This is a genomic window from Homoserinimonas sp. A447, from assembly GCF_054489325.1.
Genome location: NZ_JBTMWW010000001.1, coordinates 1393952 through 1409523 on the forward strand (window position 1 = coordinate 1393952; position 15572 = coordinate 1409523).

The following is a 15572-nucleotide window of genomic DNA, read 5'->3' on the forward strand; positions in this document are numbered from 1 at the left end:
GTGTTTAGAGGACATCGTCGAACCCGTCCGAACCGTCGGTCAGCAGCGGCGAGATCTTCGGCAGCTCGTCGATCGAGTTGATGCCCAGCTGCACCAGCATGAGGTCGGTGGTGGCGTAGTGGATCGCCCCGGTCTCACTGTCGGTGTACGCCTCGGTGATCAGGCCGCGGCCGAGCAGGGTGCGCACGACGGAGTCGACGTTGACAGCGCGGATCGACGCCACAGCACCACGACTGATCGGCTGCTTGTAGGCGATAACCGCCAGCGTCTCGAGGGCGGCCTGCGACAGCCGGGTCGGGTTCTGGGTGAGCACGAAATCGGCGACAGCCTCATCGTGCTCTGGACGCACATAGATGCGCCATCCGCCCCCCACCTCCCGAAGCTCGAAGCCGCGGCGGATGCTGCCGTCGACACCATCGAAGTCGGCGACCAGCGCCTCGATGGCGCGGGTGACTTCCTTCACCGGCGCGGACAACACCGTGGCCAGGCCGATGACGCCCTGCGGCTCGTCGGCCACCATGAGGATCGCCTCCAGGCGCCGCTCGATATCGCTCCCCGCTACAGCCGGCACCGCGGCCCCTGCATCGGTGAGGGTGGAGTCCTCGGTCTTCACAGTCTCAGTTCCCATAGTCCGTTCCCAGATTAGCGAGGCTCTCCTCTGACCACTGTTCGGCCGTCCAGCGTACGGTCAGCTCCCCCAGCGGTTCCAGCTGCTCGAAGGCCAGGTAGTCGCCGCGATACAGCTCGAGGATGGCCAGGAATCGCGCGACGACGACACCCTTCACGTCGACGCCGGCGACCAGTTGCCGGAAAGTCAGCGGCTCACCGCGGCGCAGTTGCGACACGACATGTGCCGCCTGTTCGCGGATGCTGACCAACGGTGCGTGCAAATGGCCGAGCCCAACGCTCGGCAGCGCCCGCGGCGCCATGGCGAGGGCCGCGAGGGCAGCGAAGTCGTCCAGGGAGAGGGTCCACACGAGCTCCGGAGTCTGCCTGCGGTATTTCTCCTCCAGGCGCACCGAGCGCACATGCCTCGTCGACTCTGTGGACATCCGGTCGCCGAACCAGCCCGACGCCTCCTTGAAGGCGCGGTACTGCAGCAGGCGTGCGAACAGCAGGTCCCGCGCCTCCAGCAGTGCGACATCCTCAGCATCGACCAGCTCACCCTGCGGCAGGAGGCCGGCCACCTTGAGGTCGAGCAGCGTGGCGGCGACCACCAGGAACTCGCTGGCCTGGTCGAGCTCCTCGTGACTGTCCAGTCCGCGCAGGTAGGAGATGAATTCGGTGGTCACGATGCTCAGTGACACCTCGGTGATGTCCAGCTCGTGCTTGGAGATCAGGGAGAGCAGCAGGTCGAACGGCCCGTCGAAGTTGCCCAGCGTGACCGAGAACTTGACTGCCTCCGGTACGGCCGGGGCTGTCTCTTCGGCGGATGATGCTGCCTGGGTCGGTTCGGCTGCCGTCACGGCCCTAGGCGACTGCGCCACGGACGATCAACTCTCGAGCGAGCTGACGGTAGGCCTCCGCCGACGGGTGCTCCGGGGCGAACTGGGTGATCGGGGCGGCTGCCACCGAGGCATCCGGGAACTTCACGGTGCGGCCGATCACAGTCTCGAAAACCTGATCGCCGAAGGTTTCGACAACACGCTCCAGCACTTCGCGGGAGTGGAGAGTGCGGGAGTCGTACATGGTGGCCAGGATGCCGTCGAGCTTCAGCACCGGGTTCAGCCGGTCGGTGACCTTCTCGATGGTCTCCACCAACAGGGCGACACCGCGCAGGGCGAAGTATTCGCACTCCAGCGGGATCAGCACGCCGTGGCTGGCGGTGAGGGCGTTGACCGTGAGCAGGCCGAGTGACGGCTGGCAGTCGATCAGGATCACGTCGTAATCGCTGCTGACCTTCCGCAGCACGCGGGAGAGGATCTGCTCGCGGGCGACCTCGTTGACCAGGTGCACTTCGGCGGCGGACAGGTCGATGTTGGCCGGGATCACGTCGAATCCGGGCGTCGAGGTGTGCTGGATGGCTTCCGCCGGGTCTTTCACCGTGCCGAGCAGCAGGTCGTAGATGTTCGGTACGTCGTGCGTGGGAACGCCCAGCCCGGCTGACAACGCGCCCTGGGGGTCGAAGTCGATGGCAAGAACCCGGCGACCGTAGTCGGCCAGCGCTGCGCCCAGGCTGATGGTGGTTGTCGTCTTGCCGACGCCGCCCTTCTGGTTGCAGAGGGCGATGATCCGCGCCGGACCGTGACCCTTCAGCGGCTTCGGTTCCGGGAAGACGGTGCGCGGGCGGCCGGTCGGACCGTTGGGTACGGTAACGGTCTCAGCGTCGAACCCTTCGAGTTCTACTGTGTCCTCGCGCTTCGTGCCCATGCGCAAGATTCTATCCGCGCTCTCCTGATCGCCATTTCACCACGCGCGTGCCGAAATCAGGTCACTTCGACCACAGGTTGAAGGTTCAGCTGCGACGGGCGCGCGGGTGCGCCTGCGTGTACATGTCGCGCAGGGTGTCCGCCGTCACGAGTGTGTAGATCTGGGTCGTCGCAACGGACGAGTGGCCGAGCAGTTCCTGGACGACACGCACATCCGCCCCGCCCTCCAGCAGGTGGGTCGCGAACGAGTGGCGGAAGGTGTGCGGAGAAATCTCCAAGCCGATCCCCGAGCGTTCGGCCGCCGCCTTGATGATCAGCCAGGCATTCTGCCGTGACAACCGCTGGCCGCGCATTCCGAGGAACAGCGCAGGGGTTGCTGCTCCGCGAACCGAGAACGCGGGCCGAGCACGCACCAGGTAGGCGTCGAGAGCTGTTCGAGCGAAGCTGCCGACCGGAACCAACCGCTGCTTGCTGCCCTTGCCGAGCAGGCGGACCACATCGGATGCCCCATCCTCGGTACCGAGCACGTCGTCCACGTTCAGCGCGACCACCTCGGAGACGCGTGCGCCGGTGGCGTAGAGGAGTTCGAGCAGTGCCTTGTCGCGCAGGGATTGCAGGTCGTCGCCGCCGGTCGCATCCAGCACCCGGCCCATCTGCTCCACCGTGATCGCCTTGGGCAGCCGCTGCGCCAGCTTGGGAGGCTTCGTGTCGGCAGCGACATTCGCCTCGACAAGGTTCTCGTCGACCAGGAACCGGTGGAAGCCGCGCACCGTCGAGAGCATCCTGGCCATCGAGGATGCCGTCAGCGCGCCCTCAGGGCGGCTGCGCAGGTCGGCGCCGAAAGCCGTGACATCCGCCTCGCTGATGCCTTCCGGTGTCGAAACCTCGCGTTCGGCCAGCAGCCTGGCGTACGCGGTCAGGTCGCGTCGATAGGCGGCAACCGTGTTTGCCGAGAGCCCGCGCTCGATGGTCACATGCCGCAGGTAGTTGCTGACCGCCCGCTCCAGCGCAGTGGTCCCGGTGGGTATCGGACTGCCGTCCACGAGGTTCAGTCCCGGAGCTTCGGATGCCGTGGCCAGGGGGCGTCAGCGCTGCCGTCCGGGCCAACACCGCTTGAATCAGCATTGCCGAGCCCGACGCACCCGCGGCCCCGCATGGCGTGCGCCGTGAGCAGTGCGATGCAGGTGATCGCGTTGCCGATGCGACGGTCGAGCACCGCCTCGACTGCTTCATCGAGGCTGACCCAGTGAAGCTCGATGTCTGCTTCCTCGCTGTGGCGGGCGAAGGTGGGCGTCGCGCTCAGCCCACGCGCCAGGTACACCGTGATCGCTTCACTGCTGCCGCCGGGCGAGGTGTAGAACTCGGTGAGCAACGCCCACTCGGAGGCTTCGAGGTCGACCTCCTCGGCCAGCTCGCGTTGCGCGGCTACCAACAGGCTCTCCCCGTGGATGTCGAGCAGCCCGGCCGGAAGCTCCAGGTCGCGCATCCCGATCGGGTGGCGGTACTGCCTGATCAGCAGCACGCGATCCTGGTCGTCGACAGCGAGCACCGCGACGGCGCCCGGGTGGTCGACGAACTCGCGAACCAATTCGCCAGCGCCGTATTCGTCAGTGCCGTACTCGAAACGTTCCCGCTTGACGTTCCAAACCTTGCCTTCGAAGGCGGCTTCACTCGAGAGCACCGGTGCCGCGAAGGGCTGGTCTTCGAGCGTTGTCACCCTAGAAACCGGCCGGCTCGGCGAACTCGGCGGCGTTCAGCTCAGCGCTGCTCGGCCGACCGCCCTGAGACCCGGCGCCATCCACCTCGAACAGGCGACTGGCCTCCTGCCGTGCAAGCGCGGCCGAGATAAGCCCCCGGAACAGCGGATGCGCACGGTTCGGCCGTGACCGCAGTTCCGGATGCGCCTGGGTGCCGACATAGAACGGGTGAACGTCGCGCGGAAGCTCGACGTATTCGACCAGTGTGCCGTCGGGCGAGGTTCCGGAGAAGGCCATCCCGGCATCCGCGATCTGAGCGCGGTACACATTGCTGACCTCGTAGCGGTGCCGGTGGCGTTCGGAGATTTCGGATGCCCCGTACAACTCTTCGACGATCGAGCCCGGTACCAGCGCGGCTTCGTACAGCCCCAGGCGCATGGTGCCGCCAAGGTCTCCCCCGGCGATGATGTCGACCTGCTCGGCCATGGTGGCGATCACCGGGAACTCGGTCTCCGGGTCGAACTCGGATGACGACGCTCCGGCCAGGCCGACAACGTTGCGTGCGTACTCGATCACCATGCATTGCAGGCCGAGGCAGAGCCCCAACACCGGAATGGCGTTCTCCCGGGCGAACTTCAGGGCACCCAGTTTGCCTTCGATGCCGCGAACGCCGAACCCGCCGGGAACGCAGATGCCGTCCAGGCCGGAAAGGTTGTGTGCGGCGCCGGTGGGGGTCTCACAGCTGTCCGAGGGAACCCAGCGGATCTTCACCTTCGCCTGCTGGGCGAATCCGCCGGCCTTCAGTGCCTCGGTGACCGAGAGGTAGGCATCCGGCAGGTCGATGTACTTGCCGACCAGCCCGATGGTGACCTCGTGGCGCGGCTCGTGCACCGCTTCGAGCAGCTGCTCCCAGCCGGACCAGTCGACGCCGTTGGCCGACAGGCCGAAGTGCTCGATGATGTAGGCGTCCAGCCCCTGCGAGTGCAGCAGCGTCGGGATGTCGTAGATGCTCGCCACGTCGGGGCAGTTCACCACGGCCTCCGGGTCGACGTCGCACATGAGCGCGATCTTGCGGTTCATCGCCTCGGGGACCGGTCGGTCGCTGCGCAGCACGATCGCATCCGGCTGGATACCGATCGAGCGCAGTGCTGCGACGGAGTGCTGGGTCGGTTTGGTCTTCTGCTCGCCGGCAGCGCTCAGGTACGGAACCAGGGAGACGTGGACGAAGAAGCAGTTGGCCCGGCCGATCTCGTGGCGCACCTGGCGTGCGGCTTCCAGGAACGGCAACGACTCGATGTCGCCGACGGTGCCGCCGACCTCGGTGATGATGACGTCTGGACGCTCACCGGTCTCATCCGTCTCGGTGGCCTGCAGGCGCATCCGCCGCTTGATCTCGTCGGTGATGTGCGGGATGACCTGCACGGTGTCGCCCAGGTACTCACCGCGACGCTCACGCGCAATCACCGTCGAATAGATCTGACCGGTGGTCACGTTGGCCGCCTGGCTGAGGTTGATGTCGAGGAAGCGTTCGTAGTGCCCGATGTCGAGGTCGGTCTCTGCACCATCGTCGGTGACGAACACTTCACCGTGCTGGAACGGGTTCATGGTGCCCGGATCGACGTTCAGGTACGGATCCAGCTTCTGCATGGCGACTCTCACGCCGCGCGCCGTGAGCAGATTGCCCAGACTGGCTGCGGTGAGCCCCTTGCCCAGAGACGATACGACGCCCCCGGTGACGAAAATGTGCTTTGTTATGCCCGTCTGAGAAATGTCCACCACGGGATTGCAGTCTATCACCGGGTTTCGCGCGAACGTGAGGCGCGGCGCGCTGGGGTTATCCGACCAGTTGAACGCCTCGGCAAGCTCGGCTGGTCACTTCGACGGGCTCAGTACAACGCTCGACGAGCTCGACCCGCTTAAGGGGTTCGACCCGCCTGAGGATTAGGAGACTCGCAGCTCCAGCAGTTCGCGGGCGTGCGCGAGTCCGCTTTCGGAGTCCGGCAGCCCGGAGAGCAGCCTGGCCATCTCGGCCACCCGCTCCTCCCCGTCCAGCCGGCGGACGCTGCTCGCGGTCACCTGCCCGTCGCTGTCTTTCACGACGCTGAGGTGGTTGTTCGAGAACGCCGCGACCTGGGCGAGGTGGGTGACGACGATCACCTGCGCCGTCTCGGCCAGCCGGGCCAGTCGCCTGCCGATCTCGATGGCGGATGCGCCGCCCACGCCGGCATCCACTTCGTCGAAGATGAAGGTGGGCACCGGGTCGCTGGCGGCGATGACGACTTCGATCGCCAGCATCACGCGCGACAGTTCGCCGCCGGATGCCCCGCGACCCAACGGGCGCGCCTCAGCCCCCGGGTGCGGCTGCAGCAGGATCGCCACCCGGTCACGCCCGCTGAGCGAATAGTCGTCCCGAGGGTCGACCTCCACCACCAGGCGGGCGTCCGGCATGGCGAGGGCGGCCAGTTCGGCACTCACCTGTTCGGCGAGGTCGGTCGCATAACGGCGGCGGATGCCACTGAGCTGCTCCCCGAGTTCGGCGATCCTCGTTCGGTCGGCCTCCACCTCGGCGCGCAGCAGCTCGATGCGGTCGGAGTCGTTGTCCAGTTCGAGCAGCCGCCGGCTGCCGGTGTCGAGCAGTTCGATGGCGTCGTCGATGCTCGGACCGTACTTGCGCGCCAGGGTCGCCAGTTGTGCCCTGCGCTCCTGGACCAGTTCCAGTTCCCGTCCGCCGTCGGCGTCGAGCCCGGAGAGGTAACTGGAGAGCTGCACGGCCAGGTCGGACACCACGAACGAGGCGTTCGCGACCGACTCAGCGATCGGAGCCAGGCTGCTGTCGTGCGAGGCGACGCGCTCGAGTTGGCGTCGTGCCGCATCGAGCAGGCCGACGACATCCGCTCCGCCGGCATCGTCCACGGTGTCTGCTGAGATCAGGCTGTGGGCCTGGGCGGCAGCCATCCGCAGGTCTTCCAGGTTGCTCAGCCGGTCGGAGCGGCCGGCGAGCTCCTCGTCTTCGCCCCGCCCGGGCGCAACCGCCTCGATCTCCTCGATGGCGGCGCGAAGTTCCTCCGCCTCCCGCGAGCGACGGTCCTGTTCGGCGATCAGGACATCCAGTTCGCCCTGGTTGGACTGCCAGCGGCGGTACACGGCCTGGTAGTCGCCGAGCACCCCGGCGAGTTCCGCGCCGGCGAATCGGTCGAGCGCGTCACGCTGAGCGGTCGCACTGCGCAGCCGGATCTGGTCGGACTGACCGTGTACGACCACCAGGTGCTCACCGATCTCGCTGAGGACGCCGATCGGGGCGCTCCGTCCACCGACGACGGCACGGCTGCGGCCCTCAGCGGAGATGGAGCGTCCGAGAATGAGTTCTGCACCTGCTGCGCCGGCCTCGTCCAGCCCGCCGCCCGCTTCGACGACACGGTCGGCAACGGCGCCCTCCGCTGAGACCAGCCAGCGGCCTTCAACGTCGGCACCGCCGCTCCCCTGGCGAACGACAGCGCTGTCCGCGCGGCTGCCCAGCAGTAGCCCCAGGGCGGTGACCACCATGGTCTTGCCCGCACCGGTTTCACCCGTCAGCGCGGTGAAGCCCGGGCCCAGCGGCAATACGGCATGCTCGATCACCCCGAGATTGCGTATCGAGAGCTCTTCGATCATGGGCGGGGTGCCTGAGTCTCGTCGAGGGCGGACTCTTCCGGCCCGACGGGCCCACGCCAGCCGGTCACCGGAAGGTGGAACTTGTTGACCAGCCGGTCGGTGAACGGTGCCTGGTGCAGGCGGGCGAGCCGCACCGGGATGGGCGAACGACGCACAACCACGCGGGCACCGCGCGGCAGGTCACTGGTGCGCCGGCCATCGCACCACAGGACACCGCTGCCCTGCGTACGGTCGAGCACTTCGACGGCGAACACGGAGTCTGGCCCGACCACCAGCGGCCGGGCGAACAGCGCGTGCGCGCTCAGCGGCACCAGCAGCATGGCGTCGAGGCTGGGCCAGACCACCGGACCGCCGGCGGAGAACGAGTACGCAGTGGATCCTGTCGGGGTCGACATCACCACCCCATCGCAGCCGAACGACGACAGTGGACGGTGGTCGACCTCGATGACGACCTCAAGCATCCGCTCGCGACTGGCCTTCTCGACCGTCGCCTCATTGAGCGCCCAGGTGGAGAACACGACTTCAGCGTTCACCTTCACCCGCACGTCGAGCGTCATCCGCTCTTCGACCAGGTAGTCGCGCGCGACGGCACTCTGAACCGTCTCGGCGAGCCCGGCGCGCTCACTCTCGGCGAGGAACCCGACGTGGCCGAGGTTGACGCCGAGCAGGGGGGCGGATGAGCCGCGGGCGAGCTCTGCCGCGCGAAGAATGGTGCCGTCTCCACCCAGCACGATGACCAGTTCGAGGTCGCCGAGCCTGACCGGATCGTCGAGCACCGCAATGGAGTTGAGCTCAGGTGCCTGGGCGAGGATGTCCATCCGCTCGGCGGCAGTGGTGACCGGGATGACGCCAGCAGCCACCAATTGGCGGCAGACCGTGGCGGCGGCGAGCAGCGAGTCGTGCCGTCCGGTGTGCGATACGACCAGCATGTGGCGCGCACCGTCGGGTGCGGGCGACGGCAGGTTCTGCGCTGCTGGCACGTGGCTCCTCCTGCTGATTTGTCGAACGGTGGCGGGGCGCGGCAACACTGGTGAGCCGGCTCAGCGGCACAGTTCGGTGACGCGGTCTAACCATTCTGTCGGATTGCTCCCGGCAGCGGCACTCAGCCAGACCAGATACTCGCGGTTACCCGCCGTTCCGGCGATTGGTGAGGGGATGACCCCGGCGGTGGGAAGGTCGAGGTCCCAGGCCGCCCAGAGCACGCCGGTGACGGCATCCGTTCGCAGGCCTGGGTCGTGAACGATGCCTTCGCGGATGCCGGTGCGCCCGACCTCGAACTGCGGTTTCACCAGCAGCACGTAGTCGGCGGTCAGGCCGACGGTCGCCACGACGGCCGGCAGCACGATCGGCAACGAGATGAAGGAGAGGTCGGCGACGACCAGCTGGACGTCAAGCGGATGCCCGGCAGCAGCCTGCAGCGCGTCGGGTGTCAGCTCCCGGGCATTGAACCCCTCGATCACGCTCACCCGGTCGTCGCGGCCGATCAGCGGGTCGAGTTGCCCGTGTCCGACGTCCAGTGCCACGACCGACCGGGCGCCGCGCTCCAGCAGCACCTGGGTGAACCCTCCGGTGGACGCTCCGACATCCAGCGCCTGCCGACCGTCGACCTGTACCGGGAAGGCGTCCAGCGCCGCGCTCAGCTTGTGCGCCGCCCGGCTGACGTAGTGGTCGATGCCGACGACGGCGAGCGACTGGTCGTCACGGACCGGGGTGGATGCCTTCACGACGGGCGCTCCGTCGAGCGTGACGAGCCCGTCCGCGATCAGCCGTGCGGCCTGCGTGCGCGAGCGCGCCAGCCCGCGAGCGGCCAGGGCGGCATCCGCTCGCTGGGTCTCGGCCGGCTCGGCCTTGGCGTGTGCGCTTCCCCAGCCGTCAGGCATGGCGTTGTGGACTGTCTCCGCCTTCGAGGGTCGACCGCAGCCGGTCGTGGATCTGGGTGAACGCCGACGCCCGGGCGTCCAGCGGCTGGTCCTCGATCACGCGCAGCTGTGAGACGAGGCCGTCGACCTGGTCGATTTCGTTGCCTTCAGCGCTCATACCGCCACGTTACCCGACAGTGAGAGCAGGTCCGCGATGGCGTTCCGTGATCTGCACGCTGTCACTCGTAGAGGCCGGGCTCGACGTCGAGCACGTGGATGGAGCGTCCCGAACCCCAGATTGCGGCAGCGCCGGCCCGCAGAAGGTCGATGCGCCGGTTGCCGGCGCGTTCGATCCGCACGGTCGTCTCGGACATCCGCACCCTGGATTTTCCGACGGTGACCAGTCTTGATCCTGAGCGGTCCACCGTCTCGGTGACCTCCGGGTATGGTTCGTGCAGTTGGCGCAGGTCGTCCACCACGAAGGTGGGGCGGGACTTGGCGTCGGCCGCGAGTACCTGCTTAGGACCATCGACGCCGGTGAGGACCAGCACGGATGCGATTCCCGCCCGATTCGCGCCGAGGATATCGGTGTCGAGGCGGTCACCGATGAACAGCGGATGCGATGCACCGAACCTCATCGCCGCCTCCTCGAAGATCGGCGTCTCCGGCTTGCCGGCAACCACCGGCAGGCGCCCCACGGCGAGGTGGACGGCGGAAACGAGCGTGCCGTTACCCGGTGCCAGCCCTCGCTCCTGCGGCAGGGTCCAATCGGTGTTGGTCGCCACCCAGGGGATCCCGGCACCCGCGCTGCCGCGGGCGCCGTTGCTGCTTGTGCTGCCACTGCCCAGTGCGAAGGACGCCTCAGCCAGGTGCTTCCAGCCGACGTCCGGCGAGAACCCCTGAATCACGGCCGCCGGGTTGTCCAGGGCGGAGTCGGTGACCGCGAAACCGGCTCCGGACACCGCTGTGGTGAGGCCCTCTCCCCCGACCACCAGGATGGTCGACCCGGCCGGAACCAGGTCCACGAGCAGCCGCACGGCAGCCTGCGGCGAGGTGACGACGTCTTCCGGGGCGACGGTGAGGCCGTAGCCGTTCAATTGGTCGGCAACGGATGCCGGTACTCGGGAGGCGTTGTTGGTCACGTAACCGACGCGCATCCGTTCGGCCGCCCGGTTGATGCTGTCCACCGCGAACGGCACTGCGCTCGAGCCGGTGTAGACGACGCCGTCCAGGTCCACCAGCAGAGCGTCAACACCGTCCAGCGGGGTGCCGCTGAGCGAGCCCTTACGCCTCATCGGGCGTGGTGTCTTCGGTGTCCGGTTCGGAATCCTGTTGAACCGCTGCCGGCTTCTCTTCAGCAGGGGAATCCTCGAGCTCCTCCTCGAACACCTCTACCGAGTCGTCTTCCTCGTCCGGGTTCCACGCCTCGGCAGCGACATCCGCCCGGCGGTACCAGTCTTCGGCGTCAGCGGCACGGCCCAGGTCTTCCAGTACGGCGGCGTACGCGGCGAACAGGGCGGCACTGTAGGAGTACGCGGTGTTGGGGTCGAGCTGAGGGATCTGCAGCTCGGTCAGTGCCGAATCCGTCTGGCCGAGATCGAGCCGAGCGCCGGACATGGCGATGGCCAATTCGACCTGTACGTCAACGGGCAGTGTCTCCCGCGGCACGGAGCGACCGAGCTCGAGTGCCTTGTCGGGTCGGCCAAGCCCGCGTTCGCTGTCCACCATCATGGGGAGTTGGTCATTCAGCCCGGAGATCCGGCGGTAGGTGCGCAATTCGCGCAGCGCCATGGCGAAGTCGCCGATCGTGTACGCGGCAATGGCCAGGGTTTCCCGCACCACCGCGATTCGGCCGGCGCGACGGGCAGCCGATACCGCGTGCTCGTAGGCGAGCTTCGGGTCGGTGTCGATCAGGCGGGCAACCATCACCAGGTGATTGGCCACGCCCTCGGCGTTGTCCTTGCTCAGGGTCTTCAGCTGGGCCCGGGCAACCCGGTCCAGCTGGTTCGGAGTGACGTCTTCCGGGATATCCGGGTCATCGTGACGTGACCGCACCGACTTGGTGCCGTAGGGGTCGCGATCCTCAGGAGTCTCCCGCTGGCTCGCCGACCGGTCGCCGCGTGCCGGTTTCCCGTCGCGGGTCCAGACGCGCTTCTCGTCGGCACCCTTCTCACCTGGACGGCCACGGCCGGCTCCGCCACGCTCAGGACGTCCACGGTCTGCTCCACCGCGGTCGGGACGCCCGCGATCAACTCCACCGCGGTCGGGTCGATCCCCGTCGCGCCGTGGACCCCGGTCGCCCTGGGGCGCTCCACGAGCGGGACCCTTGCGGTCAGGGCGCTGTCCGTCCGGCTTGCCGCCTGGACGGCGGTCGCGGTCACCTGAATCGGTCACGGTTGCTCCTGTTGAGTTTGTTGTGCGGTGCTGGTCGTGCGGGTTCCGGTAAATGAGCGTGACCCGTGGGGTCTCGATGCTTCGACAAGCTCAGCACAGGCCTCGCTTCGCTCGCGCGACCAGCCTAAGGCTCGACCCGCGGAACACTCGTTAAAAGCGAAATGGCCACCCGCTGCGTTCAATAAACACAGTGGTGGCCATTTCTAAATATTGTCCGGCGGTGTCCTACTCTCCCACAGGGTCCCCCCTGCAGTACCATCGGCGCAGAGAGTCTTAGCTTCCGGGTTCGGAATGTAACCGGGCGTTTCCCTCTCGCTATGGCCGCCGAAACTCTATTGATTTATCAATCAGTTCGCGGACAATGCGCTCAGCCCTGGGCTGAGGATTGTCAGCAGTTCCCGACCGTAAATCGGGAACCACAAAGTGGACGCAAGCACGCAAATCGTTCGTATTCACGAAGAATAAGTTGTTATCAAGTTATCGGCTTATTAGTACGGGTCAGCTCCATGCGTCGTTAGTCCGCACTTCCACACCCCGCCTATCAACCCAGTAGTCTAGCTGGGAGCCTCTCGACCTAAGTCATGGAAATCTCATCTTGAAGCTGGCTTCCCGCTTAGATGCTTTCAGCGGTTATCCATTCCGAACGTAGCTAATCAGCGGTGCTCCTGGCGGAACAACTGACACACCAGAGGTTCGTCCATCCCGGTCCTCTCGTACTAGGGATAGATCTTCTCAAATTTCCTGCGCGCGCAGAGGATAGGGACCGAACTGTCTCACGACGTTCTAAACCCAGCTCGCGTACCGCTTTAATGGGCGAACAGCCCAACCCTTGGGACCTACTCCAGCCCCAGGATGCGACGAGCCGACATCGAGGTGCCAAACCATGCCGTCGATATGGACTCTTGGGCAAGATCAGCCTGTTATCCCCGAGGTACCTTTTATCCGTTGAGCGACAGCGCTTCCACAAGCCACTGCCGGATCACTAGTCCCGACTTTCGTCCCTGCTCGACTTGTCAGTCTCACAGTCAAGCTCCCTTGTGCACTTACACTCGACATCTGATTGCCAACCAGATTGAGGGAACCTTTGGGCGCCTCCGTTACTTTTTAGGAGGCAACCGCCCCAGTTAAACTACCCACCAGGCACTGTCCCTGATCCGGATTACGGATCTAAGTTAGATATCCAATATGACCAGAGTGGTATTTCAACAATGACTCCACCGACACTAGCGTGCCAGCTTCACAGTCTCCCACCTATCCTACACAAGCCACACCGAACACCAATACCAAGCTGTAGTAAAGGTCACGGGGTCTTTCCGTCCTTCTGCGCGTAACGAGCATCTTTACTCGTAGTGCAATTTCGCCGAGTTCGCGGTTGAGACAGCTGGGAAGTCGTTACGCCATTCGTGCAGGTCGGAACTTACCCGACAAGGAATTTCGCTACCTTAGGATGGTTATAGTTACCACCGCCGTTTACTGGGGCTTAAATTCTCAGCTTCGCCTTGCGGCTAACCGTTCCTCTTAACCTTCCAGCACCGGGCAGGCGTCAGTCCGTATACATCGTCTTGCGACTTGGCACGGACCTGTGTTTTTAGTAAACAGTCGCTTCCCACTGGTCTCTGCGGCCATACGGCGCTCCGGGAGTAAATCCCTTCACGCTTCAGGCCCCCCTTCTCCCGAAGTTACGGGGGCATTTTGCCGAGTTCCTTAACCACGATTCTCTCGATCTCCTTGGTATTCTCTACCTGAACACCTGAGTCGGTTTGGGGTACGGGTGACTAAAACCTCGCGTCGATGCTTTTCTTGGCAGCATAGGATCACTGATTTCCCCCTTGCGGGGTACGCATCGTGCCTGGGCCTTATATGGGGGACGGATTTGCCTATCCCCCGGCTTACACACTTACACCGGGACAACCATCGCCCGGCTCAGCTACCTTCCTGCGTCACACCTGTTAATACGCTAACCGCACCAGAACGGGGTCGAGCGTTAGGCCGGAAGCTTCACCCCGAAGGGATCCGTCATCCGGATTAGGACTCTTAGCACTACTGGATTGGTTTGGGCGGTTTTTCGTCAGTACGGGAATATCAACCCGTTGTCCATCGACTACGCCTGTCGGCCTCGCCTTAGGTCCCGACTTACCCAGGGCGGATTAACCTGGCCCTGGAACCCTTGTTCATTCGGAGGACGGGTTTCTCACCCGTCTTTCGCTACTCATGCCTGCATTCTCACTCGTGTGGCCTCCACGGCTGGTTTACACCGCCGCTTCGCTGGCCACACGACGCTCTCCTACCACTCCGTGCGCCTGGACACCCTTGCGGATGCCTAGCTAATACACGAAATCTACAACTTCGGTGGTGTGCTTGAGCCCCGTTACATTGTCGGCGCGGAACCACTTGACCAGTGAGCTATTACGCACTCTTTCAAGGGTGGCTGCTTCTAAGCCAACCTCCTGGTTGTCTATGCAGCTCCACATCCTTTTCCACTTAGCACACGCTTTGGGACCTTAGTTGGTAGTCTGGGTTGTTTCCCTCTCGACGATGAAGCTTATCCCCCACCGTCTCACTGCTGCGCTCTCACTTACCGGCATTCGGAGTTTGGCTGACGTCAGTAACCTTTTAGGGCCCATCGGCCATCCAGTAGCTCTACCTCCGGCAAGAAACACGCAACGCTGCACCTAAATGCATTTCGGAGAGAACCAGCTATCACGAAGTTTGATTGGCCTTTCACCCCTATCCACAGCTCATCCCCTCCATTTTCAACTGAAGTGGGTTCGGTCCTCCACGCGCTCTTACACGCGCTTCAACCTGGCCATGGATAGATCACTTCGCTTCGGGTCTAGGACATGCGACTGAATCGCCCTATTCAGACTCGCTTTCGCTACGGCTTCCCCACTCGGGTTAACCTCGCCACATATCACTAACTCGCAGGCTCATTCTTCAAAAGGCACGCTGTCACCCCTACTAAGGAGGCTCCAACGGTTTGTAAGCAAACGGTTTCAGGTACTATTTCACTCCCCTCCCGGGGTACTTTTCACCTTTCCCTCACGGTACTTGTCCGCTATCGGTCTTCTGGGAGTATTTAGGCTTATCAGGTGGTCCTGACAGATTCACACGGGATTTCTCGGGCCCCGTGATACTTGGGATACTTCTCGCGCCATTGGAACATTTCGACTACGGGGTTGGCACCCTCTATGACTGGCCTTTCAATACCATTCGTCTATATTCCTTTGTAACGCTTGCAGTACGGCAGTAACTGCTGAAAAGTCCCGCAACCCCGACCATGCAACGCCTGCCGGCTATCACACATGATCGGTTTGGCCTCTTCCGATTTCGCTCGCCACTACTCACGGAATCACTGTTGTTTTCTCTTCCTGTGGGTACTGAGATGTTTCACTTCCCCACGTTCCCTCTACCCGCCCTATATATTCAGGCGGGAGTCACTGGGTCACATTGCTGTGCCCAGCGGGGTTTCCCCATTCGGAAATCCTCGGATCAAAGCTCTATTATCAGCTCCCCGAGGCTTATCGCAGATTTATACGTCCTTCTTCGGCTCCAGAAGCCAAGGCATTCACCGTTTGCCCTTAAAAACTTGATGACAAAATTTG

At 64.5% G+C, this 15572-nt stretch carries 12 protein-coding genes and 2 rRNA genes; all 14 read right to left on the reverse strand.

Going from position 1 to position 15572, the window contains the following annotated elements:
• Positions 1 to 4 precede the first annotated feature (4 nt).
• The 14 genes from scpB to ACX3O0_RS06890 all read right to left on the reverse strand — a co-directional run bounded on the left by scpB (position 5) and on the right by ACX3O0_RS06890 (position 15562).
• On the reverse strand, positions 5 to 628 hold the full coding sequence (scpB, locus tag ACX3O0_RS06825) for an SMC-Scp complex subunit ScpB (protein WP_459107221.1): 624 nt from the start codon (positions 626 to 628) through the stop codon (positions 5 to 7).
• On the reverse strand, positions 618 to 1487 hold the full coding sequence (locus ACX3O0_RS06830; RefSeq protein WP_459107222.1) for a segregation and condensation protein A: 870 nt from the start codon (positions 1485 to 1487) through the stop codon (positions 618 to 620). Before ACX3O0_RS06830 ends, scpB begins: the two co-directional genes overlap by 11 nt.
• On the reverse strand, positions 1471 to 2370 hold the full coding sequence (locus ACX3O0_RS06835; RefSeq protein WP_459107223.1) for a ParA family protein: 900 nt from the start codon (positions 2368 to 2370) through the stop codon (positions 1471 to 1473). The genes ACX3O0_RS06830 and ACX3O0_RS06835 overlap by 17 nt, the downstream gene beginning before the upstream one ends.
• An 85-nt stretch (positions 2371 to 2455) precedes the next feature.
• Positions 2456 to 3412, reverse strand: a complete 957-nt coding sequence (gene xerD / locus ACX3O0_RS06840; protein ID WP_459107224.1) for a site-specific tyrosine recombinase XerD — start codon at positions 3410 to 3412, stop codon at positions 2456 to 2458.
• A gap of 5 nt (positions 3413 to 3417) precedes the next feature.
• Positions 3418 to 4086 (reverse strand): NUDIX domain-containing protein, encoded by a 669-nt coding sequence (locus ACX3O0_RS06845; RefSeq protein ID WP_459107225.1) that lies wholly within the window; start codon positions 4084 to 4086, stop codon positions 3418 to 3420.
• A gap of 1 nt (position 4087) precedes the next feature.
• Entirely contained in the window at positions 4088 to 5836 is a 1749-nt protein-coding gene (locus ACX3O0_RS06850) for a CTP synthase (RefSeq protein WP_459108455.1), read from the reverse strand.
• A gap of 171 nt (positions 5837 to 6007) precedes the next feature.
• Positions 6008 to 7717, reverse strand: a complete 1710-nt coding sequence (recN, locus tag ACX3O0_RS06855; RefSeq protein ID WP_459107226.1) for a DNA repair protein RecN — start codon at positions 7715 to 7717, stop codon at positions 6008 to 6010.
• Positions 7714 to 8646, reverse strand: a complete 933-nt coding sequence (locus ACX3O0_RS06860) for an NAD kinase (protein WP_459108456.1) — start codon at positions 8644 to 8646, stop codon at positions 7714 to 7716. The genes recN and ACX3O0_RS06860 overlap by 4 nt, the downstream gene beginning before the upstream one ends.
• A gap of 111 nt (positions 8647 to 8757) precedes the next feature.
• The gene (locus ACX3O0_RS06865; protein WP_459091675.1) at positions 8758 to 9597 is read right to left on the reverse strand and encodes a TlyA family RNA methyltransferase; all 840 of its coding nucleotides are present in this window, start codon (positions 9595 to 9597) and stop codon (positions 8758 to 8760) included.
• Positions 9590 to 9754: a hypothetical protein gene (locus tag ACX3O0_RS06870; protein ID WP_459091673.1), complete on the reverse strand. Its 165-nt coding sequence runs from the start codon at positions 9752 to 9754 to the stop codon at positions 9590 to 9592. Before ACX3O0_RS06870 ends, ACX3O0_RS06865 begins: the two co-directional genes overlap by 8 nt.
• A gap of 61 nt (positions 9755 to 9815) precedes the next feature.
• The gene (locus tag ACX3O0_RS06875; protein ID WP_459107227.1) at positions 9816 to 10871 is read right to left on the reverse strand and encodes an HAD-IIA family hydrolase; all 1056 of its coding nucleotides are present in this window, start codon (positions 10869 to 10871) and stop codon (positions 9816 to 9818) included.
• Positions 10861 to 11970, reverse strand: coding sequence for a hypothetical protein (locus tag ACX3O0_RS06880; protein ID WP_459107228.1), 1110 nt, complete (start codon positions 11968 to 11970; stop codon positions 10861 to 10863). Before ACX3O0_RS06880 ends, ACX3O0_RS06875 begins: the two co-directional genes overlap by 11 nt.
• A gap of 212 nt (positions 11971 to 12182) precedes the next feature.
• A 5S ribosomal RNA gene (gene rrf, locus ACX3O0_RS06885) occupies positions 12183 to 12299 on the reverse strand.
• Between the two features lie 139 nt (positions 12300 to 12438).
• Positions 12439 to 15562: ribosomal RNA gene (locus ACX3O0_RS06890) — 23S ribosomal RNA — on the reverse strand.
• Between the last annotated feature and the right edge of the window lie 10 nt (positions 15563 to 15572).

Coding starts and splice junctions, on each gene's coding strand:
- scpB (WP_459107221.1), bottom strand. CDS start 628: ATGGGAACTGAGACTGTGAAGACCGAGGACTCCACCCTCACCGATGCA.
- ACX3O0_RS06835 (WP_459107223.1), bottom strand. CDS start 2,370: ATGGGCACGAAGCGCGAGGACACAGTAGAACTCGAAGGGTTCGACGCT.
- recN (WP_459107226.1), bottom strand. CDS start 7,717: ATGATCGAAGAGCTCTCGATACGCAATCTCGGGGTGATCGAGCATGCC.
- ACX3O0_RS06860 (WP_459108456.1), bottom strand. CDS start 8,646: ATGCTGGTCGTATCGCACACCGGACGGCACGACTCGCTGCTCGCCGCC.
- ACX3O0_RS06865 (WP_459091675.1), bottom strand. CDS start 9,597: ATGCCTGACGGCTGGGGAAGCGCACACGCCAAGGCCGAGCCGGCCGAG.
- ACX3O0_RS06870 (WP_459091673.1), bottom strand. CDS start 9,754: ATGAGCGCTGAAGGCAACGAAATCGACCAGGTCGACGGCCTCGTCTCA.
- ACX3O0_RS06875 (WP_459107227.1), bottom strand. CDS start 10,871: ATGAGGCGTAAGGGCTCGCTCAGCGGCACCCCGCTGGACGGTGTTGAC.